Annotated in this window: 18 protein-coding genes; 10 read left to right on the top strand and 8 right to left on the bottom strand. The window is 64.9% G+C overall.

The annotated features are described in order from the left end of the window. The first annotated feature begins 117 nt into the window (after positions 1–117). The 5 genes from F8A90_RS17240 (at position 118) to cysZ (ending at position 6,893) form a co-directional block, all read left to right on the top strand. Positions 118–2,379 (top strand): ABC transporter permease subunit, encoded by a 2,262-nt coding sequence (locus tag F8A90_RS17240; protein ID WP_200018205.1) that lies wholly within the window; start codon positions 118–120, stop codon positions 2,377–2,379. Further along, positions 2,376–4,172 carry a phosphate ABC transporter permease PstA gene (pstA, locus tag F8A90_RS17235; RefSeq protein WP_200018204.1) on the top strand — a complete coding sequence of 599 codons (1,797 nt, stop codon included), beginning with the start codon at positions 2,376–2,378 and terminating at the stop codon, positions 4,170–4,172. The genes F8A90_RS17240 and pstA overlap by 4 nt, the downstream gene beginning before the upstream one ends. Continuing rightward, a complete protein-coding gene (pstB, locus tag F8A90_RS17230) occupies positions 4,169–5,014 on the top strand; it encodes a phosphate ABC transporter ATP-binding protein PstB (RefSeq protein ID WP_200018203.1) in 846 nt (281 codons plus the stop codon). Before pstA ends, pstB begins: the two co-directional genes overlap by 4 nt. Before the next feature lie 219 nt (positions 5,015–5,233). Beyond that, positions 5,234–5,959, top strand: coding sequence for a phosphate signaling complex protein PhoU (gene phoU / locus F8A90_RS17225; RefSeq protein ID WP_043331737.1), 726 nt, complete (start codon positions 5,234–5,236; stop codon positions 5,957–5,959). 205 nt (positions 5,960–6,164) lie between these two features. After that, positions 6,165–6,893, top strand: coding sequence for a sulfate transporter CysZ (gene cysZ / locus F8A90_RS17220; RefSeq protein ID WP_107335789.1), 729 nt, complete (start codon positions 6,165–6,167; stop codon positions 6,891–6,893). A gap of 179 nt (positions 6,894–7,072) precedes the next feature. On the opposite strand, the gene phoR is transcribed toward cysZ, so the two are convergent. The 4 genes from phoR to F8A90_RS17200 form a co-directional block, all read right to left on the bottom strand. After that, positions 7,073–8,395: a phosphate regulon sensor histidine kinase PhoR gene (gene phoR, locus F8A90_RS17215; protein ID WP_200018202.1), complete on the bottom strand. Its 1,323-nt coding sequence runs from the start codon at positions 8,393–8,395 to the stop codon at positions 7,073–7,075. A gap of 7 nt (positions 8,396–8,402) precedes the next feature. Beyond that, a complete protein-coding gene (gene phoB / locus F8A90_RS17210) occupies positions 8,403–9,092 on the bottom strand; it encodes a phosphate regulon transcriptional regulator PhoB (protein ID WP_043331741.1) in 690 nt (229 codons plus the stop codon). Between the two features lie 223 nt (positions 9,093–9,315). Continuing rightward, a complete protein-coding gene (gene ubiA, locus F8A90_RS17205) occupies positions 9,316–10,206 on the bottom strand; it encodes a 4-hydroxybenzoate octaprenyltransferase (RefSeq protein WP_200018194.1) in 891 nt (296 codons plus the stop codon). 67 nt (positions 10,207–10,273) lie between these two features. Beyond that, the gene (locus tag F8A90_RS17200; RefSeq protein WP_267906749.1) at positions 10,274–10,831 is read right to left on the bottom strand and encodes a chorismate--pyruvate lyase family protein; all 558 of its coding nucleotides are present in this window, start codon (positions 10,829–10,831) and stop codon (positions 10,274–10,276) included. A 339-nt stretch (positions 10,832–11,170) separates the two neighbouring features. On the opposite strand from F8A90_RS17200, the gene F8A90_RS17195 reads away from it, so the two are divergent. From F8A90_RS17195 to F8A90_RS17185, 3 genes are all read left to right on the top strand, one after another. Beyond that, positions 11,171–12,370, top strand: coding sequence for an NAD(P)/FAD-dependent oxidoreductase (locus F8A90_RS17195; RefSeq protein ID WP_200018185.1), 1,200 nt, complete (start codon positions 11,171–11,173; stop codon positions 12,368–12,370). Between the two features lie 249 nt (positions 12,371–12,619). Then, a complete protein-coding gene (locus F8A90_RS17190; protein ID WP_024952843.1) occupies positions 12,620–12,895 on the top strand; it encodes an HU family DNA-binding protein in 276 nt (91 codons plus the stop codon). Between the two features lie 173 nt (positions 12,896–13,068). Then, positions 13,069–13,425, top strand: a complete 357-nt coding sequence (locus F8A90_RS17185) for a hypothetical protein (RefSeq protein WP_054556348.1) — start codon at positions 13,069–13,071, stop codon at positions 13,423–13,425. Positions 13,426–13,569: 144 nt separating this feature from the next. Here the strand turns inward: F8A90_RS17185 and F8A90_RS17180 are convergent, their stop codons facing one another. Beyond that, positions 13,570–13,986 (bottom strand): DUF2780 domain-containing protein, encoded by a 417-nt coding sequence (locus F8A90_RS17180; RefSeq protein ID WP_054556347.1) that lies wholly within the window; start codon positions 13,984–13,986, stop codon positions 13,570–13,572. Between the two features lie 190 nt (positions 13,987–14,176). Between F8A90_RS17180 and yccS the strand changes: the two genes are divergently transcribed. Then, a complete protein-coding gene (yccS, locus tag F8A90_RS17175; RefSeq protein ID WP_200018183.1) occupies positions 14,177–16,429 on the top strand; it encodes a YccS family putative transporter in 2,253 nt (750 codons plus the stop codon). A 32-nt stretch (positions 16,430–16,461) separates the two neighbouring features. On the opposite strand, the gene recG is transcribed toward yccS, so the two are convergent. Both recG and F8A90_RS17165 read right to left on the bottom strand, forming a co-directional pair. Then, positions 16,462–18,603, bottom strand: a complete 2,142-nt coding sequence (gene recG / locus F8A90_RS17170) for an ATP-dependent DNA helicase RecG (RefSeq protein WP_200018179.1) — start codon at positions 18,601–18,603, stop codon at positions 16,462–16,464. Beyond that, positions 18,600–19,565 carry a hydrogen peroxide-inducible genes activator gene (locus tag F8A90_RS17165; RefSeq protein WP_200018171.1) on the bottom strand — a complete coding sequence of 322 codons (966 nt, stop codon included), beginning with the start codon at positions 19,563–19,565 and terminating at the stop codon, positions 18,600–18,602. The genes recG and F8A90_RS17165 overlap by 4 nt, the downstream gene beginning before the upstream one ends. 71 nt (positions 19,566–19,636) lie before the next feature. On the opposite strand from F8A90_RS17165, the gene F8A90_RS17160 reads away from it, so the two are divergent. Then, entirely contained in the window at positions 19,637–20,524 is an 888-nt protein-coding gene (locus F8A90_RS17160; protein ID WP_200018163.1) for an SDR family oxidoreductase, read from the top strand. Between the two features lie 181 nt (positions 20,525–20,705). Here F8A90_RS17160 and F8A90_RS17155 read toward each other — a convergent pair whose 3' ends face one another. After that, a complete protein-coding gene (locus F8A90_RS17155; RefSeq protein ID WP_043331752.1) occupies positions 20,706–21,095 on the bottom strand; it encodes a RidA family protein in 390 nt (129 codons plus the stop codon). Positions 21,096–21,368 lie beyond the last annotated feature (273 nt).

Here is a 21,368-nt window from a genome sequence, read left to right as displayed (position 1 = left end):
GTCATCACTTGGACATAATCTCGGTGCCATACCCGCTTCATGCGTCTGCGGAGTCGACACTCCAGGGCGCGAATCCTTTCGTGGTGATATTTCATGTCGGCAGTTGATGCCTCCCGAATGCAACGTCGTCGCCTGCGGCATGACCGTCTTGCCAGTCTGTGGCTGACAGCGGCCGGGCTGGGCGTGATGGTCATCGTCGTCGTGATGCTGGCCTATCTGGTCAGCGTGTCGTGGCCGCTGCTCAAGCCCGCCAGCGTCACGTCGCTTCCTCAGCAGGCGCTCGAACAGCAAGTGAGCGACCAGCAGATGCCTGCCGCGCAGACCGATCCTGACTGGCTAAGCGACCCTGACTGGCTATCCGATCCTGACTGGCTGAGCGCCTTGCCTGACATGCGGCTTGCCGAGCGTGACGGGCTGCCTCCCGTGCTGGCCAGTGATGATTCGACGGCGGATTCGCGCACCTCGCCGCTGGCGGGTGTCTGGCTCGCGGATGATCGCCTGCAGGTGGTTCAGCAGTCCGCCGCTGGCGTGCGCCTGCGCGGCAGTGCCATCGAGGTTCCCGCAGGGCTTGAGCGCCGCCAGGCAAGCCTGGTGCTCAGCCGTGACCAGCTGTGGCTGCGCATTCCGTCCGAGGATGGCGATGGCCTGTGGCTGGCGCGTCTGGCCTTGTCATCTCCACACGCCTCCGCAGGCGAGCTGGATGACGATGCAGCAAGCCAGACTCCGCACTCCGAGTGGCAGCAACAGTGGTTGCCGGGCGCGGCCAGGCTGTCTTCGCTAAAGGGAGGTCTGCTGGTCACCGCTGACCGCGATGGCTTCACCCAGTGGCAACTGAGTGAGGCCTCCACCGGAACCAGGCCGCTGGCGCGCAAGCTGGCACATCACGCTGTGGCCTCTGCGTCATCGCCAGCGATCACCGCGCTCAGTGTCCTGCGCGGCGGCAGAAGCCTGATCGTCGGGGACGCCGCCGGTGGCCTGACCCATTATCTGTTGCCGGCGCACGCGCAGCCGCTGGTCAAGGCCGGTGTCTTTGACAGTGGTCTGTCGGCGCCGGTGGTGACGATGGCTGCCGCCCATCACAGCCTCGGCTTTGCCGCGCTGGACGCCAACGGTCGCCTCGGCCTCTATCTGGCCACCAGCGAGCGCCGCCGTCAGGTGCTGGACTGGCTGGATGCCTCTCGGGTCGCGGCAGGCGTGGCGCTGGAATTCGGCAATGATGATCGCCGCTTGCTGGCATCGGCGCCCCGGGAGGCAAGGCTGCCCGGTCAGCTCGCACAGGACGCACCGCTGGAGGGGCTCGGCAAGGCCTATACGGGGCTTGCGATACACGACCCGCATCAGGCCGTCGGGCTCGACGCCATCTTCGGCAAGGTCTGGTATGAGGGGCGCGCTGCGCCGGAGTGGATCTGGCAGCTGGAGAGCACCGGCACCCACGAACCCCGTCTGTCGCTGGTGCCCATCATGTGGGGCACGCTCAAGGCGGCACTGGTCGGGCTGCTGTTTGCCGTGCCGTTGGGGCTGGGTTGTGCCATCCATGTCGCCTGCTTCATGGCACCGCGCCAGCGTTCCCGTATCAAGCCGCTGCTGGAGATGATGGAGGCGCTGCCGACCGTGGTGATCGGCTTCATCGCCGCCCTGGTGGTCGCGCCCTTCGTCGAGCGTGAGCTGATGGCGGTGTTGCTGGGGCTGATCCTGATTCCAGTGGGCACCATGGTGGCCGGCTTCCTGTGGACCCTGTCGCCGCGCGTATGGCGCAATCTGCTGCCGGAAAACATGGCGGCCTTCGGGCTGTTGCCGCTGCTGTTCGTGCTGCTGTGGCTGGATGTGACCATCGCCGGCCAGGTCGAGCAGTGGTGGTTCGACGGCGACCTCCGTCAGTGGCTGTTCAGCCACTACGGTATCGACTATGCCCAGCGCAATACCCTGGTGACCGGCATGGCGCTGGGACTGGCGGTGATGCCGACCCTGTTCACGCTCAGCGAGGATGCCCTCTCGTCGGTGCCGCGCGGTCTGGCCGCCGGCTCCGCGGCGCTTGGCGCGACGCCATGGCAGAGTCTGCGCCGCGTCATCCTGCCTGCCGCCGCCGTCGGGCTGTTCTCGGCGATGATGATCGGCATGGGGCGCGCCGTCGGTGAGACGATGATCGTGCTGATGGTGGCCGGCAATACGCCGCTGGTGGATGCCAGCCTGTTCGAGGGCCTGCGCTCACTGGCCGCGACCCTGGCCATCGAGCTGCCGGAGGCTGAGGTCGGCAGCAGTCACTACCGCTTGCTGTTCCTCGCTGCCCTGGCATTGTTCGTCTTCACCTTCGTGGTCAATACGCTGGCGGAAGTGCTGCGACAGCGCTTCACGCCGCCCAATCAGGGGAGCTGGGGATGAGTCATCCTGACACCAAGCGTGCCAGCTCCTCCTTGCTGCGCCCGCGCGAGCCGCTGGTCGGACGTCTGCAGCGCTACTGGCGCGACGGCGGCCCGTGGGGCTGGCTGAATGCCATGGCGGTCAGTGTCTCGCTGGTGCTGGTGCTGGGTCTGCTCAGCCTGCTGGTGGTGGGCTCCTTCAGTCACTTCTGGCCCTCCCGGCTGGTCGAGGTGGAGCTGACGGCACAGCCTGGCCAGAGCCCTACGGCCCTGACCACCACGCGGGGTGAGCCGGCGGCCGACAATCGCCATCTGCTCGGCGAGCTGATGCACGAGGAGATGCGCCGTGTCGCCTCGGGCGAGGGAGATGACGCTCGCCAGCAATGGTGGTTGCTGCAGACATCCTCGCGTGACGGGGCCGCGGCCAGCTGGCAGTGGCTGCCGGAGACGCTGCTCGACAGGATGGCCTTCCCAAGCCAGGCGCTGATGCTGGAAATGCGCGATGGGCGCACTCTCTACGGCATGCCACGGGCGCTGAGTGACCCGATGACAGGGGAGATGGACCACACGCCTGATGTCGACGACGGGCCTGCCCGGCCCTTGTCCGAGGACGCCGAACCGCTGTTTGCGCGCCTGAAGATGATCGAGAGCGAGCGCCGCCAGTTGCAGGCGCTGCGCCTGGACAGTGAAGCCTTGAGCAGTCGCTATCAGGCGCTGCAGCAGTCTCTCGAATCACGGCGCAGCGCCATTGCTGACGGCGACGCGGCGCAGACTCAAGAGGACGCTGAGCTCGAACAGGAGATGCAGGAGGAGTTGGTGGAGGTACGCAGCGCCTTCATCGAGCGTGAAGGTCAGCTGAGTGCCCTGCGTGATGCGCTGGCGGGTGGTCAGTTGCTGCTGGGCGGCAATGGCGGCTACGAAGGCCGCATCGCGCTCGATGATATCCGCAATGCCTGGCGACCCAATGCGATGGGCTTCAGCGGCCGGCTGATGATGACGCTCAAGCGTTTCCGCGACTTCGTGGCCGGCGCGCCCACCGAGGGCTTCGGTGGCGTCTGGCCCGCCATCTTCGGCACTGTGCTGATGGTGGTGCTGATGTCGATCATGGTGATGCCCTTCGGCGTGATGGCGGCGCTCTATCTGCACGAGGTGGCCCACCAGGGACGCCTGACGCGCCTGACGCGCATCGCGCTGCGCAACCTGGCCGGGGTGCCCTCCATCGTCTATGGCGTATTCGGTCTCGGTTTCTTCGTCTATGGGCTGGGCGCCGGAATTGACGAGCTGTTCTACTCCGAGCGGCTGCCGACGCCGACCTTCGGGACCGGCGGCATTCTGTGGGCCTCGCTGACGCTGGCCCTGCTGACCTTGCCGGTGGTGATCGTCGCTACGGAAGAGGGGTTGGCGCGCGTGCCGCGTCGTCTGCGCGAAGGCGCGCTGGCGCTGGGGGCGACACGCCTGGAAACGCTAAAGCGCGTGGTGATTCCGGCCGCCTCGCCGGCGCTGATGACGGGGCTGATTCTGGCCGTGGCGCGTGCGGCGGGTGAAGTCGCGCCGCTGATGCTGGTCGGGGTGGTCAAGCTGGCCCCGGATCTGCCACTGGATGACAGCTTTCCATGGTTGCATCTGGACCGGAAATTCATGCATCTGGGGCATCAGGTCTATGATCTGGCCTTCCAGAGCAGCGATGCCTTCAGCAGTCGGCCACTGGTCTACGCGACCGCGCTGGTGTTGGTGGTCGTGATTCTATGCCTCAATCTGAGTGCCATTCGCCTGCGGCACATGCTGGCACAACGCTACAAGGGAGCCACCGAATGAGGCGTGACTCTGAACAGCCCAAGCCCCAGTTGTTTCTTGAGGAGACGCCTGCGCGGCCGGCTGAGGACATCTGCCTGGAAACCCGTCACCTGAGCCTCGATTATCAGGCACGTGTCGGCAAGGAGAACCAGACACGCCGCGCACTGGAGGATGTCAGCCTGCAGATCGCACGCAAGCGCGTGACGGCCTTCATCGGCCCTTCCGGCTGCGGCAAGTCGAGTCTGTTGCGTACCTTCAATCGCATGACCGATCTCGACGAACAGTCACGTCTTTCCGGCAAGGTACTGCTCGAGGGCGAGGACATTCATGCGCGCGGCGTGGACGTGCCGATGCTGCGCCGCCGGATCGGCATGGTCTTCCAGACGCCCAATCCCTTTCCGATGTCGGTCTACGAGAACGTGGCCTTCGGACTGCGGCTGGTCGGCGAGAATGACAAGCGCCACCTCGATGACAAGGTCGAAGCCTGCCTGCGCTCCGCGGCGCTGTGGGAAGAAGTGAAGGACCGCCTGCACGACAGCGCGCTGGGGCTCTCGGGGGGCCAGCAACAGCGGCTGGTGATCGCGCGGACACTGGCGGTCGAGCCGGAGGTGCTGCTGCTGGATGAACCGGCCTCGGCGCTGGACCCCATCTCGACCCTCAAGATCGAGGAACTGATCCGTTCGCTGCGCTCGCGCCTGACGCTGATCATCGTCACGCACAACATGCAGCAGGCCGCGCGGGTGTCAGACGATACCGCCTTCCTGCACGAGGGCCGGCTGGTGGAATTCGCCCCGACCGACCAGCTGTTCACCAATCCGCGGCGCCGTCAGACGGAAGACTACATCACGGGGCGTTTCGGTTAGCGTTCTCATGCGCGAATGTGCAGCCAGGTAGCCTTTTCGCCCTGATATTGCTGACGATGGCGGCCAGATACCGCTTTCGCGCCATGGGTGAAACATTACTGCAATCAAGTGTCGGCATGCTGAGGGGGAGCCCGCTGTGTCAGTCAGCAGTGGGCCATACTTGTCACGTCATTCATGTCACGCCCCCTGACTCGGTGGGCGACTTTCCGGGAGAGGGAAATGGATATCACCAGCGATTCGCACGGCAAGCATATCTCAGAGCAGTTCAATCACGAGCTGGATGCACTGAAGACACATCTGCTGGCCATGGGCGGACTGGTAGAGAAGCAGCTGCAGGATGCCGTCACGGCATTGCTGGAAGGCGACAGTGAAACCGCCACGCGGGTGCGCGACAACGACAAGGCTGTCAATGACATGCAGCTCAAGATCGATGACGAGTGCACTCGGGTGCTGGCCCGCCGTCAGCCGGCGGCCTCCGACCTGCGCCTGGTGCTGGCCGTCATCCGCGCCACCTCCGATCTCGAGCGTATCGGTGATGAATCGAGCAAGATCGCACGCAACGCCATCTCGCTGGTCGAGAATGGCCAGAGTCCGCGCGGCATGGTCGAAGTGCGTCATCTCAGTCAGCACGTGCGCAGCATGGTGCGTGACTCCCTGACGGCCTTCGCGCGCTTCGATACCGACCTGGCGCTCAAGGTGCTGCGTGAAGATGCCTCGGTGGATCTGGAATATCAGAGCGCCATGCGCTCGCTGATGACCTTCATGATGGAAGACGCGCGCCAGATCACGCCGGTGCTCAACGTGATGTGGATTCTGCGTGCGCTGGAACGTATCGGGGACCACGCCGACAACCTGGCCGAGTACGTCATCTTCCTGGTCAAGGGCGTGGACGTGCGTCACACCGATACCCATGACCTCAAGCCGCAGGACCTGGACAAGAAGTGAGCTGACACGCTTCCCTGCCCCTGTGTCGCCTCTTTCGCCTCTTTCGCCCCGCACCTGCCCACCGGCAGGCCGCGGGGCGATTGCGTCGTGGGAGCGCGAGCGGTGTCAGTCGGCCGACAGCTGCGCCGCGCAGGCGGGAGTGCTAGGGTGTGGCTCCGGTCAGCCCGCTGGCTGGCCGGTTCTTTTGAGATGACGAGGACGTCGCATGATTGATGCCGTATCGGCGCTGGTCCGCGGGACCCGCATGGTCTATACCCCCGGGCTGCGCCGCTTCGTATTCGTACCGCTGGCGATCAACCTGGTGCTCTACAGCATCACGCTGTGGGTGTTGTTCAACCAGTTCGGTGGCTGGATCGATTACTGGATGCTCAAGGTACCGGCGTGGCTGGACTGGCTCAGCTGGTTGATCTGGCCGGTGCTGGTAGTGAGTCTGTTGCTGGTGGTGTTCTTCACCTTCAGCCTGGTGACCAACCTGATTGCCGCGCCCTTCTACGGCATTCTGGCCGAGAAGGTCGAGCATCGTCTGGATGGCACCCTGATCGATGATGACCGTGGCCTGATGAAGATCGGTGTCGACTCGCTGGGGCGTGAAATGGCCAAGCTGGGCTACTTCATCCCGCGCATGATCGCGCTGTTCATCATCGGCTTCATCCCGGGCCTGAACCTGCTCTCGCCGCTGTTGTGGGGGCTGTTCTCGGCCTGGAGCATGTCGATCCAGTATCTCGACTACCCGATGGACAACCATCAGGTCAGCTTCGGTGACATGAAGCAGCGCCTCAAGGCGCGCTGGTGGCCCTCGTTGACCTTCGGTGCCGCGGTGTTCGTCATGACGCTGGTGCCGCTGGCCAATCTGCTGTTCATTCCGGGCGCCGTCGCCGGGGCGGTGTTGATGTGGCAGAGCCACTACCGTCAGTTGCCGGCACCGCGTCGCTGAGACAGCCTGTCGCAGCTGGTTCATCGCTGAACTGGCTTGTCGCTGTACTGGCTTGTCGTCGAGGTCGCCGCAGCGTCGTCTGGCGGACCAAAGGAAACGCCCCGCAATCGCCTCCTTTCGAGGTGGCTGCGGGGCGTTCTGCATTGGGCTGGCGTCCGCTCAGGGACTGATTCAGGCCATCACTGGGCTAGCGCACTGCTGGCTTGGGAAGCGCTCGCCTGGCAGGCGCGCTCGCCGGGGAAGTGACAGCGGAAGCGCGCGCCCTCACCGGGGTGGCTGTCGATCTCCAGATGGCCCTGATGGCGAATCAGCACATGCTTGACGATGGCAAGTCCGAGGCCGGTGCCTCCCGTGGCGGTGCTGCGGCCCTTGTCGATGCGATAGAAGCGCTCGGTCAGGCGCGGCAGGTGGACCGGGTCGATGCCATCCCCGTCATCTTCCACCTCGACCAGCAGACCCTGGTCATCCGCCTTCCAGCGCAGGGTGATATGGCAGTCTTCGGGGGTGTAGCGCACCGCATTGAAGACCAGATTCGAGATCGCGCTGCGCAGCTCCTGCTCCTCACCGCGCAGAGACAGGCTGGTATCGGCCTCGATGGTGAAGGTGTGGCGTCCCTGGGACAGGCCTTCAGCATCGTCGCGGATATGGGCGAGCAGGGCACTCATGTCGATGCAGCGACCGTTGTCGGACAGTTCGTCGGTTTCCAGGCGTGACAGGGTCAGCAGGTCCTCGACCAGGTGCTGCATGCGGTCGGTCTGGCTCTGCATCTGACCAAGCCCACGCTGCCAGCGTGGGGGCAGGTCATCGGCGTAATCGGAATAGGTCTCGAGATAGCCGGCCAGCACGGTCAGCGGCGTGCGCAGTTCATGGGAGACATTGGCCACGAAGTCGCGGCGCATCTCTTCAAGACGATAGAGGCGGGTGACGTCACGCAGCATGACCAGACGCTCGTTGTCACCGAACAGGGTGATGGAGATCTGCAGCGTCAGGTTGTCAGACAGCGGTGACTGGAGTGTCAACGGCTCGCGATAGGCCAGCCGATTGAAGTAGTCGATGAAGACGGGGTCACGCAGGTAATTGGTGATGTGCTGGCCGCGGTCGTGGCTGGCCTTGAGACCGACCAGCTGCTCGGCCGCGCTGTTCCACCATTCCATGTCACCGTGGTTGTCCAGCATCACCAGGCCGTCGCGCATGGCCTCTGAGGATTCCTGGATACGGTTGAGGATGCTGCGCAGTCGCTCCTGAGCCTGACGCTGGCCCTTCTGGTAGCGGTAAAGACGATCGAGCAGGTCTCCCCAGACGCCATCGCCGGGCGGTGGCTCTTCATGGGGATTGGTGATCAGCCAGGTGTAGAGGCTCTTCAAATGCTTGAGATGGACGAACAGATACAGCGAAAGCCCCAGCGCCAGGCCCCAGCCAAGATGGCCCAGCAGGCCACCGATCAGGCCGAAGCCACCGGCAAGGTAGCCGAGGCGCCATAGCTCGTTGGTCCAATAGCGCATGAATTCCTCAGGCCTGAGCGCTGAAGCGGTAACCGGTGCCGCGGACGGTCTGGATCAGATGCTGATGGCCTGTGCCCAGCGCCTTGCGCAGGCGGCGGATGTGCACGTCCACGGTGCGCTCCTCGACATAGACGTTACCGCCCCATACCTGGTCGAGCAGCTGGCTGCGCGTGTAGGCACGCTCCTGATGCGTCATGAAGAACTGCAGCAGGCGATATTCGGTCGGGCCGACATCCAGCGAGTTGCCGTGGGCGGTGACGCGGTGGCTGGCCGGGTCGAGCATCAGGCCTTCGACTTCCACCGCCTCCTCGACTCCCTTGGGCGTGGTGCGACGCAGCACGGCCTTGAGACGGGCGACCAGCTCGCGCGGCGAGAAGGGCTTGGTGATGTAGTCATCGGCGCCGGCTTCCAGGCCTTGAATCTTGTTGTCTTCCTCGCCCTTGGCGGTCAACAGGATGATCGGCAACTCCGAGGTAGTCTCGTCTCGCTTGAGACGCCGCGCGAGCTCCAGGCCACTGGTGCCCGGCATCATCCAATCCAGCAACAGCAGATCGGGCTTTTCATCGACGACGATGGCGTGGGCGTCCTGGGCATTGTCTGCCTCCAGTACGCGGTAATCCGCCATTTCGAGGGCAACGGCGATCATCTCGCGAATCGAGGATTCATCGTCGACAATCAGTACGGTCTTGGAGCTCATCGCTAGATCCCATGCAGCAGTCGGCGCACGCGCCAGAATGACAAGTCGATGACGATTACAACCCGCTTATATGACAACGAGATGACAACTGCCAGCATGGCAGCTTGCACGCAAGCCTGCCAGCCGCCTCTGAAGGGTGGGCGGCCGGCATGAACCGTGGGCTGGGGAGTAACCGGGGGCAGGGGTCGCTTTAAATCAAATAAAACTGATGTTCATGCAGACGTCAGCTCATCGGCCAGGTCGCCAGGGCGATACCGGCGAAGATCAGCAGACCCGTCCAATGATTGTTGAGGAAGGCCTGGAAGCAGGGTGAACGCTCACGCTCACGGATCAGACGTTGCTGCCAGACGAAGGTGACAGCGGCGGCAGCCAGCCCCAGCCAGTAGAAGATACCCAGCGCCAGGTGCAGGCCGATGCCGATCAACACCGCCAGCATGCCCAGCTGCAGAAGGCCGATCATCAGCTTGTCGGCACGCCCGAACAGCACGGCGGTGGACTTGATGCCTACCTTGAGGTCGTCGTTGCGATCGACCATTGCATAGGCGGTATCGTAGGCCACCGTCCACATCAGATTGGCCGCGAACAGCCACCAGCCGTAGGTCGGCACTTCCTCCAGCGTCGCGGCGAAGGCCATCGGAATCGCCCAGCCGAAGGCGGCGCCCAGCACCACCTGGGGCAGATGGTGGAAGCGCTTCATGAACGGGTAGCTGGCCGCCAGCAGCACGGCGACGATCGACAGCAGTACCGTGGTCAGGTTGGTGAAGCACACCAGCACGAAGGCGGCCGCGACCAGCCCCCCGAACAGCGTCAGCGCCTCGCGCTCCGAAATGCGACCCGAGGTCAGCGGCCGGTCACGCGTGCGCTCGACATGCTTGTCCCAATGGCGGTCGGCGTAGTCGTTGATGACGCAGCCGGCGGCGCGCATCAGATAGACCCCGGCGATGAATATCAGCAGGGTCGTGCGCTCGGGAATGCCATCTGCCGCCAGCCACAGCGCCCATAGAGTCGGCCACATCAGCAGCCAGGTGCCGATGGGGCGATCCAGCCGTGTCAGGGCGAGGTAGTCGGCCAGTCTGGAAGGACGCGAAGCGGCGGAAGTGGATGACGCGGTCATCGGGGCTCCTGGGCGGGTGGTAGTGGGCAAGGAAAGAGAGGGAAGCGAGGCCGGTCGGCCGCAAGACTCAGGCCAGCTGCAGCGCGTGCTGGAAGGCTGGGGTGAAGCCCTCCTGCACCAGCACCTTGAAGCGACCATGCGAGAACATCGAGCGGCGCATCCACAGGCTGGTGGTTCGGGCCAGCGGTCTGCGGCTCGAAAGCACCAGCGGGGCGCGGCTGACATCGATGGCGCTGCGGGTCAGGTCCGGCTGGCGAAACAGCCAATGGCCCAGCGAGCGCTCGCCCAGCGTCGAGAGGCGATGACCGTGAGCCAGGTCCAGCGCCGCCAGCGAACGTGCGATCACCCATGGCGTATCGCCATGACAGAGCGCCACTTCACGCCGCCAGACATGCCGACGTGGGCCGATGCCCAACAGGCGCGCTTCATCCAGGCGTGCGGGGCCGGTGTCCTGCAGCAGCAGGCGCACGCGCACGCCCTGAATGGGCTGGTCATTGCGTTCATCCTGCTGCTGCATGGCGCTGGCAAGACGCTGGGTCAGCGAGTCCGTCGATGAGAGCCACGCCCACCAGCCGCCCGGCATGACCCCCTGCAGCGCGGCAGCCGGCTGCCAATGACGGCGCACCGCTGCTGAAGCAGCGGGCGCGGCGCGCGTGGATGAGGGCCAGCGAGTCGCAGGCTGGCACAGGGACTTGGCTGACGAATGAGGCGCCTCACAGGTGGAGGTCAGTGACGTGAGCGCTGCGCGATGAGGCTCGCCTGCTGGGCATCGGACCACGGTGAATTCCCTGTCAGGATGACGAAATGGCGAGTCTAGCATGGCAGGGCGACAAGGCCTCCCGCTCAGGCATGCCGGCACTGCTGGTGGGCTGGTATGCTGGGCGCATTCTTTGGCGTTCATGACTGACGCTGCTGGCGCTCTTTCATCAGCGCTTCTCTCGGATCGATCTCAGGAGATGGTGCCATGCGCGACCCTCGCACCCTTGTCATCATTGGTACCGGCATGGCGGGCATTGCTCTGGCGCGCGCGCTGCGTGCGCGTGACAAGGACAGCCGGCTGATCCTCATCAGCCAGGACAGCGGCCACGATTACGCCAAGCCCATGCTGTCCACCGCCTTCGCCAAGAAGATGTCGGCCACCGACCTGTCGCGTCAGGCACCGGTGGCGCTGGCGGACGAGCTGAATGCCGAGCTGCGTACCCATCAACGCGTCACTGCCATCGATGGTGATGCCCGCCAGCTCTGGCTGGGCGAGGAGTGTCTGGCCTATGACGAGCTGGTGCTGGCACTCGGTGCCGCGCCGCGTCGTCCCTTCTCCGTCGCTGCGGAAGTGGCTTCGCGGGTGCAGAGCATCAATGATCTCGACGACTATGCGGCCTTCTGCGCGACGCTGGCGAAGGCCCGCGAGCGCGGGGAAGACGGGCACGTGGTGATTGTCGGTGCCGGGCTGGTCGGCTGTGAATACGCCAATGATCTGACGGCCGCCGGCCACCGCGTCACGCTGGTCGCGCCGGAGGATACTCCGCTGGACGGATTGCTGCCGCAAGCGCTGGGGCAGCGTCTGGGGGCGGCGCTGGATGGACTCGGCGTGACGCGTCGCCAGGGCGAGATGGTCGAGACCATCGCCGCCAGCTCGGGCGAGGAGGCCGAACGCCAGGCTGCGCCGGTCGAAGTGCGCCTGCAGAGTGGTCGTCGCCTGACGGGCTCCGTGGTTCTGCTGGCCACCGGCCTGGCACCGCGCATTCGTCTGGCGCAGGCCGCGGGCCTGAGTGCAGGTGGTGACGGCATCCGTGTCGACCGCCACCTGGCCACCTCTCAGCCGCATATCTGGGCACTGGGCGATTGCGCCAGCGTCGAGGGCGTCAATGCCATGTACGTCCAGCCGCTGCAGATGGCTGCGCGCACCCTGGCGGCCAACCTGTGTGGCGAGCCGAGCGTGCTCGACTGGAGGGCGTGGCCGGTACTGGTCAAGACACCGGTCTTGCCGGTGGTGGCCTATCCGCCGCGTTCGGCCGTGGCGCGCTGGGAAATCACCGGTGAAGGCGATGACCTCGAAGCGCGTGCACTAGATATGAACGAACGCTTGATTGGATATGCGTTGACAGGCGCCGCCGTTCGCAGGAAAGTCGAGCTAGCGCGGCAGGCGCCGCCGTTGCTAGGCTAGGCGATGCCATGATCGATGGTCGTAAATCCCTTGCTGCCAGCGCGGTCAGGCACGATAGTGAATGCTCCGTCAGACATGCTGCTCAGCGTGCGTCGTCTGACAGATTGCTGCCATCGACAGGTTGATACGGCAAAGCTTGCCGGGAGCGGATCGCGTCGCCGCCATACGCCACCGCTAGCAAGTGCAAGAACAACAATGGAAACGGCGGCTTGGCCGCCCGTGCAGAATGCCAAACCAGGAGGGCTTTTCATGCGCAAGCCAGAACTCGCTGCGGCCATCGCCGAGCGTGCGGATCTATCCAAGGACAAGGCCAGTCAGGTACTGAACGTGATTCTCGATGAGATCACTCATACCGTGGCCAAAGGCAATGACGTCTCACTGATCGGTTTCGGGTCATTCACCGTGCGCCAGCGTGCGGCGCGTACCGGCAAGAACCCTCAGACAGGCAAGCCGCTGACCATCCCGGCCAGCAAGACCGTTGCCTTCAAACCCGGCAAGTCGTTGAAGGATGCAGTGACCAAGTAACCTCGGCTCGTGCTTCAGCGCAGACCCGGGGTGGCTGTCGCCATGGCTTTCAATCGTCGTCATCAAAAGCCCTGTCGGCTGTCATGCTGATGCCATCGGTTCCGCCCTGCGGGGCCGGTGGCATTTTCATATGGCCTGCGTGAACGACGCTTCGCGATTCAAGGAATGACACCATGAAGCTCAAGATATTGCTGTGGGTGCTGGGTCTGCTGCTCAAGCGGGCCTTCAAGCGCGACCCCGAATTTCGTGCCGAGCTGGAAAAGCGCCCGCTGGACTGGGGCGTCGCGACCGAAGACATGAGCATCGCGCGTCACTACCGCATGTCCCACGCGGGCGTCACCACCGGCAGTGGCCTGCCGGTGGATACCGAGCTTGAGCTGCGCTTCGCCGATAGCGACAGTGCGGTGGCCTTTCTGCTCAAGCCCTCGCCGCGTGCCTTCCTGCAAGGCCTGATGGACCAGCGTGTGCGTCTGGTCGGCGATTCGGCCCAGCTCAACCGCTTGCAGTCATTGCTCAAGCGCATTCGCTGAATGGTCCTGTGTCGTGCCTGCATGAACGAAAGACGCCCCGCTGATTCTCTCAGCGGGGCGTTCTTTTTTGCGATGAACCTTTTTGCCACGAGGCTTTCGTTTGTCGCGAGCCTTTCTTTTGTCGCGAGGCTCTCTTGGGGGGCGTCACAGCAGCTGCTTGAGGCCCGGAATGCCTTCGAGCACCTGATCGACCACGCCATCGCCGGCTTCTTCGCGAGCATAGCTCAGCGTCTCATCAGCCACGCCACGCGCCTGGTCCATGTTCAGGTCCAGCCCCATCAGTTTCTGGCCCAGTTCCAGCGCACCGCCACCGCTGCCGCCGGTGAAGGCGCTGACGGCGCCCATCAGGCCGCCCATGAGGCCACCGCCACCGGACTCGGCGGCTTCCTCGCCTGCGCTGCCGATCAGGCCTTCCGCTCCCGGAATGGCGCCCAGCAGTGAAGCGGCCGGGCCATCCGGCCCCTGCTCACGCACGAACTTGAGAACCATGCCGACCGCCTGCTCGGCGATTTCCGGTGACAGCCCGAGGGAGCCAGTGACGCGTTCGATAAGAGGATGCATCGGTATTCTCCATGAAAGCCAATGAGGTCAGGATTCTTCAGAGTGGCACGTCGCGGCGATTCGACATTCGACGCGCCTGCCAACGCTTGCATGCGCCATGGCTCTCGGACACGGCAGAACGGGGTGTTATGCTAGCGATATAAATCTAAAGTCTAATGCGCTGCCCTGCGCTCTGGTCACGGAACACTTCATGACACGCTCTCTCTTGGACTCCCTCATGCACTCCCTGCGTCGTCTGTGGACGCTGGATGCCTTCAGCTATTCGCTACGCATGTTGATCGCGCTGGGTGGCGTGATGGCGGTGGGGTTCTGGCTCGACGAGATGGCGGTGGTGATTCCGCTGTTTCTGGGCGTGATCGCCTCGGGGCTGGCGGAAACCGATGATCACTGGCGCGGCCGACTGCGCGCGCTGGGCATGACGCTGGCCTGCTTCAGCATCGCCGCCGTCTCGGTGGAGCTGTTGTTCGGCATGCCGCTGCCCTTCGTGATCGGGCTGGCGCTGGCCACCTTCGCGATGCCGATGCTGGGCGCCATCGATGCCCGCTACGGCGCCATCGCGCGCGCCTCGTTGATTCTGGCCGTCTACACCATGATCAGTCTCGAGCAGCAGCATGGTGATGGTCAGATCGCGGTGCTGGAGCGCAGCCTGCCCGAATGGCTGCGGGAGCCGGGGCTGGGCATCAATCTGGTGCAGCCGCTGCTGCTGGTGGTGGGCGCGACCTGGTATGGCCTGCTCTCGGTCGTGTGGTGCGCGCTGTTCTCGCGCCAGCCGCTCAAGCACAGCATGGCGACGCTCTACCGTGAGCTGGGGCGCTACCTGATTCTCAAGGCGCAGCTGTTCGAGCCGCTGCGCAATGTCGACCAGTCCGCCCGGCGTCTGGCGCTGGCCGAGCAGAACGGCCGCGTGGTGGTGGCGCTCAATCAGACCAAGGAGATGGTCTTCCGGCGACTCGCCGGGCGGCGCGATACCACCAAGCTTGACCGCTATCTGCGGCTCTACTTCATCGCCCAGGACCTCCATGAGCGCGCCAGCTCCAGCCATTACCCCTACGGCCAGCTCACCGACGCCTTCTTCCATCACGACATCCTGTTTCGCTGTCAGCGCCTGCTGGAGCAGCAGGGGCGCGCCTGTCGCGGGCTCGGCAAGGCGCTGTTGATGCGCCAGCCCTTCGATGCCAGTGACAGCCAGCAGGCGCTGGAAGACCTCAATGCCTCGCTCGTCTATCTCAAGCAACAGCAGCGGCCCGAGTGGCACCATCTGATGCAGGCGCTGGAAGCCCTCGCCAGCAACCTGCGCCTGATCGAAGGCCAGATCGCGCGCCTGAATGATCTCGAAGCCGTCAGCAATGAAAGCGACAACAGCCTGCTGGACCGCTCGCCCCACGGCACGCGCGACATGTTCGAGCGTATCCGTAGTCACCTGACGCCACGCTCGCCGATCTTCCGTCATGCGCTGCGTCTGACCGCGACGCTGGTGGCCGGCTATGGCGTGCTGCTGGCGGTGCACCCGACCCAGGGCTACTGGATTCTGCTGACCGGGCTGTTCGTGTGCCGTCCCAGCTACGGCGATACGCGCCGCACGCTGGCGCAGCGGATTCTGGGCACGCTGATCGGTCTGGTTGCCGGCTGGGCGCTGATCAGTCTGTTCCCGGCGCCCACGATCCAGGCCGGTATCGCCGTGGTCGCGGGGGTGCTGTTCTTCGCTACCCGTGGCTCGCGCTATACCCTGGCCACGGCCGCCATCACGCTGATGGTGCTGGCGTGCTTCAATCAGGTCGGCGATGGCTTCGATCTCATCTGGCCGCGCCTGTTCGATACGCTGGTCGGCGGCCTGCTGGCGGGGCTTTCGGTGGTGTTGATCCTGCCGGACTGGCAGGGCCGCAAGCTCTACCGACAGGCCGGCGTCAGTCTCAAGACCAGCGGTCGCTATCTGGGCGAGGTGCTGTCCCAGTACCGTCACGGCAAGCGCGATGATCTGGCCTACCGCCTGGCACGCCGCAATGCCCATAACGCCGATGCGGCTTTCTCCAATCTGCTGGCCACGGCCCGCAAGGAACCCGGCCACTTCCGTCGCGATGTCGAGCCGGGCTTCGGCTTCCTGCTCCACGCGCATACCGTGCTCGGTTATCTCTCGGCACTGGCAGCGCATCGTGGCGAACTGGAATCGACCGCCTCGGCCAGCAGCGGCATCGAGACGCTGCTGCGCCATGGCGAGCGCCTGAGTCAACAGCTGACGGCACTGGGGGAACAGTTGGAAGCGGGCGGCGAGGTCGCCGTCACGCTGGACAGCGACGATGAGATCGCGGCACTGGAAGCCGAGGTCGAGCAGGTCGAATCCACCACCGGGCGTCTGGCGCTGTCACAGCTGATTCTGGTGCTGCGGCTGTTGCAGCCGCTGGAAAGCGCCGGCACCCAGCTGATCAAGGCCAGCCGCGCCAGCTGAGTCGCTGGCGCGTAGCGGGAGGGAGATGGCGCTCAGACGGCGCCGTATTGCCCGGCCGCCTCGCCCAGCCAGCGGCGGATCAGGGGCTCCGCGGCCTGCGGGGCCTCGCTGAGGATGGCATCGGCCAGCGTGGTGGTCGGGGCGATCAGGTCACTGTCGCGCTCGAGATCGGCGATCTTCATCCCCGCCAGCCCCGTCTGACGCGTGCCCAGCACTTCACCGGGTCCGCGTAGTTCCAGATCCTTCTCGGCGATCCTGAAGCCATCGGTGGTCTCGCGCATCACCGCCAGGCGCTGCTTGGAGTGTTGCGACAGCGGCGGATGATAGAGCAGCACACAGAAGCTCTCGGTGCTGCCGCGCCCGACACGGCCACGCAGCTGGTGCAGCTGCGACAGGCCGAGACGCTCGGGATTGTCGATCACCATCAGGCTGGCATTCGGCACATCGACCCCGACCTCGATCACCGTGGTCGCCACCAGCAGATCATGCTCGCCGTCCTTGAATGCTGCCATCACCTCGGCCTTCTCCGCCGCCTTCATGCGGCCATGGACCAGTCCGATGGACAGCTCCGGCAGTGCCTCGGTCAGCTCGTCACGCGTCACCTCGGCGGCCTGACAGGTCATCACCTCGGATTCCTCGATCAGCGTACACACCCAATAGGCCTGACGACCCTCGGAGCAGGCGGCGCGGATGCGCTCGACCACCTCGGGCCGGCGCGGGTCGGCCACCGCGACGGTCTGCACCGGGGTGCGTCCCGGCGGCAGCTCGTCGATCACCGACAGGTCGAGATCGGCGTAGGCGCTCATCGCCAGGGTGCGCGGAATCGGCGTCGCGGTCATGATCAGCTGGTGCGGTGTCAGGCCACCGGCTTCCCCCTTCGCCCGCAATGCGAGGCGCTGATGCACGCCGAAACGGTGCTGCTCATCGACGATCGCCAGCCCCAGGCGCTGGAAGGTCACATCGGCCTGAAACAGTGCATGCGTGCCGACTACCATGCGTGCGCGGCCATCGGCGATGGCGGCCTTGGCATCCAGCCGCGCCTTGCCCTTGAGCTTGCCGGCCAGCCACGCCACCTCGATGCCCAGCGGCTCCAGCCATTCGCGGAAGTTGCGGTAGTGCTGCTCGGCGAGAATCTCGGTGGGCGCCATCAAGGCCGCCTGACAGCCGCCGCCGATGGCGATCAGCGCCGCCATTGCCGCCACTATCGTCTTGCCCGAGCCCACGTCGCCCTGTACCAGACGCAGCATCGGGACCTCGCGCGCCAGATCACGGCGCACGTCATCCAGCACGCGGCGCTGGGCACCGGTCAGCGAGAAGGGCAACTGGGCAAGAAAGCGCGTGCTCAGGCCACCGCTGGCGCTCAATGAGGGCGCGCCGTCCTGCTGGATACGCGCGCGCACCTGACGCAGGCTCAACTGATGGGCGAGCAGCTCTTCCTGGGCGAGACGCCGCTGACTGGGATGCACGCCATCGCTCATCTGATCGACGGGGGCATCGGGGGGCGGTTCATGCAGAAAGCGCAGACACTCGATCACGCCGGGCAGGCGAAAGCGTGTGCGCAGCGCCTCGGGAATCAGGTCCGGCAGTTCGTGGGGTGTTTCCTCGAGCTGCTTGAGCGCCTGGGCGATCAGGGCGCGCAGGCGCGCCTGATTGAGGCCTTCGGTGGCCGGATAGATAGGCGTGAGGTGGTCTTCCACCGGCGCGGCGCCCTGGCCGAGCAGGCGGTATTCCGGATGGTAGATCTCGAGACCGGTGGCCCCGGCGCGTGCCTCGCCGAAGCAGCGCACGCTATGGCCACGCTGGAATTGCTGCTGCTGGGCAGGAGAGAAGTGGAAGAAGCGCAGACTGAGGATGCCGCTGCCGTCGCGCAGGCGTACCAGCAGACTGCGGCGGCGGCCCTTGACGATGTCGCAGGCCGTCACCTCGCCTTCCACCACCGCCTCCATGCCGCTCTTGAGCGTGCCGATGGGCGTGACGCGGGTCCGGTCCTGATAGCGCAGCGGCAGATGGAACAGCAGGTCTGCGACGCGTTCCAGTCCGAGGCGCGACAGCTTCTCGCTCAGCGCGGGGCCGACGCCGCTCAGGCTGTCCAGCGGTTGGGCCAGCGCGCCGGTGGCGAAGACACCGGCGCTGGCGGGCCCGGCAGATGAGGCTTCCGTGCCCGCCCTGCTCATGCCGGTTCGTGGCTCTGGGAAGCGGAACCCTGCATGCCGTTCTCATTGCTCTGGCGCGCACGATTGGAGCACTCGGCGATCGCCTGACTGATCACGTCGATGGCCTTGGGGCGCGGGAAGCTGGCACGCCATGCCAGCGCCACGCTGCGGCTGGGGGCCGGGTCCTTGAAGGGACGCGTCTCGAGCACGCCGCTCTCGTAGTGACCGGTACCGGTCGCCGAGTAGGGCAGCACGGTGATGCCGAGACCGGAGGCGACCATGTGGCGGATGGTTTCCAGCGAGCCGCCTTCGGCGATCAGCGTATTTTCGGGGTTGTTGATCTGATTGCCGATGGCCGGGCAGGCCTCGAGAATCTGATCACGGAAGCAGTGGCCCTCGCCGAGCATCAGCAGACGCTCGTTGATCAACTGCTCCTTGGCGATGCTGTCCTGCTCGAGCAGGGAGTGGCCGGCCGGCAGCAGGACTTCGAAGGGCTCTTCGTAGAGGATCTTGGTCAGCACGTCGGTCTCGGTGAACGGCAGCGCGACGATGATCACGTCCAGCTCGCCATTACGCAGCTTGCGACGCAGGTCGCCGGTCATGCCTTCCTCGATGTAGAGCGGCATCTTCGGCGCACGCCGCGTCAGTTCCGGCACCAGGTGCGGGAAAAGATACGGTCCAATGGTATAGATGGCGCCGATGCGCAGGGGGCTGGAGAGCTGGTCCTTGCCGGAATTGGCCAGTTCCTTGATCACGCTGGACTGCTCCAGCACGCGCTGGGCCTGCTGAACGATCTTCTCGCCGAGCGGTGTGACCTGTACGGTGGACTTGGAACGCTCGAACAGTGCGACTCCCAGCTCTTCCTCAAGCTTCTTGACGGCCACCGACAGGGTGGGCTGCGAGACGAAGCAGCGCTCTGCGGCGCGTCCGAAATGACGCTCCTGGGCCAAGGTTACGATGTAGCGGAGTTCTGTTAGAGTCATGATTCCTGCCCGGAACTGGCATCCTGGGATGCGGTGGGTACCGATTCGTTTTACCAAGGAGCACGGCAAAGGTGAAGAAGACGAGTCTCATCCTCGGTTGTGGCGACGTTGGCAGCGCGCTGGCGCGCGAACTGCTCAAGGCCGGTCAGCACGTCATTGGTGTCAGGCGCGATGTGTCCAGGCTTGCGGATCTCGGCATCGAGACGCTGGCGTTGGACATCACTGCCGAAGGTGCACTGGCCAGCTTGCCAGATGCCGACACGGTGGTACATGTGCTGAGCGCCGACCGTTTTGACGAAGAGGCCTATCGTGCCGCTTACGTCGACGGCATTCGGGCGCTGGTGACGGAGCTCGAGTCGCGCGCCAATCCGCCGACCCGCGTGCTGTTCGTGTCCTCGACCTCCGTCTACGCCCAGAAGGATGGCGAGGAAGTCGACGAGCAGTCGCCCACCGATGCCACCAGCTTCTCGGGCCAGTTGATGCGCGAAGGCGAGCAGGCTCTGCTCGATTCCTCGCTCAACGGCACCGTGGTGCGCTTCTCCGGCATCTACGGGCCGGGCCGCGACATGCTGATCCGCCAGGCGCGTGATGGTCGCATCGCCGCCAGCAACCCGCCACTCTACTCCAACCGCATCCACCGTGACGACTGTGCGGGCGTGTTGGCGCACCTGATCGCGCTGAGCCTCGAGGGCAAGCCGGTCGAGCCGATCTATCTGGCCACCGACTGTGACGGCGCACCGCTGCACGAAGTGATGGCCTGGCTGGCGCGTCAGCTCAAGGTCGAGTCCACCGAGGTGATCCAGTCACCGCTGCGGCGTCGTTCCAGCAAGCGCTGCGGCAACGCCCTGTTGCTCGAGAGCGGCTACACCTTCCGTTACCCGACCTTTCGCGAGGGCTATGCCGAGGTGCTCAAGGAGCACGGCGTGACGGTGCCGAAGAGCGAATTGTCGGGCCGCTGATCTTTCACTTGTCCACATGCGGTTGCGCCTCGAGCCGTTTGACCGGGTGTGGATAAGTTGAAGGTTGATCAAGCATTGACCGATAACTGACAGTGCCCGCCCCGGATTCCCGGGGCGGGCACTGTCGTCTCTGCGTCAGTCACTCCTCTCGGGTGACCTGCCATCGTCAGTGAGCGGGTACTCAGTCACCGATGACCATCACGCCTTCGGCTTCGAAGGCCACGCCCTTGGGCAGCGCCTTGACGCCGACCGCGGCACGCGCCGGGAAGGGCGCGGTGAAGAACTCTTCCATCACCGCGTTGACGCGCGCGAAGTCGTCCAGATCGGTCAGGTAGAGGTTGAGCTTGACGATGTCGCCCAGGCTGCCGGCGGCTTCTTCGCACACGGCATTCAGGTTGGTGAAGACCTGACGCGCCTGCGCCTCGATACCGCCCTCGACGACTTCCATCGTCTGCGGGTCCAGCGGAATCTGGCCGGACAGATAGACGGTGTTGCCCGCCTTGATCGCCTGGGAATACGGACCGATGGCAGCAGGGGCCTTGTCGGTGTTGATGATCGCGCGATTGCTCATGACATGCTCCTTGTGACTGCGCTCAAGCCTTGCCGGTTGCGAGTGTTGTGCGGTGGCGGCCTTCAGCAGCGGGTTACGATTGTGGTTATAGGGTCTCGCCATCCATGGCGAGTTCGGTCGCGGTCAAGATCCTGCATTGCCTCGAGCTGACCTACCGTCGAGTTGACATGCATGGCCCTGGCCGCGACACGGGTGTTCAAGAAGAACGTGTCCGATGGCCGCTCTGCGGCAGCCTTGAAAACAAAAACCGCGCCGCCCGCCAGTGGCGGACGA

The sequence above is a fragment of the Cobetia sp. cqz5-12 genome (assembly GCF_016495405.1).
Classification (GTDB): Bacteria; Pseudomonadota; Gammaproteobacteria; order Pseudomonadales; family Halomonadaceae; genus Cobetia.
This window is presented reverse-complemented; position numbering and strand designations above follow the sequence as displayed.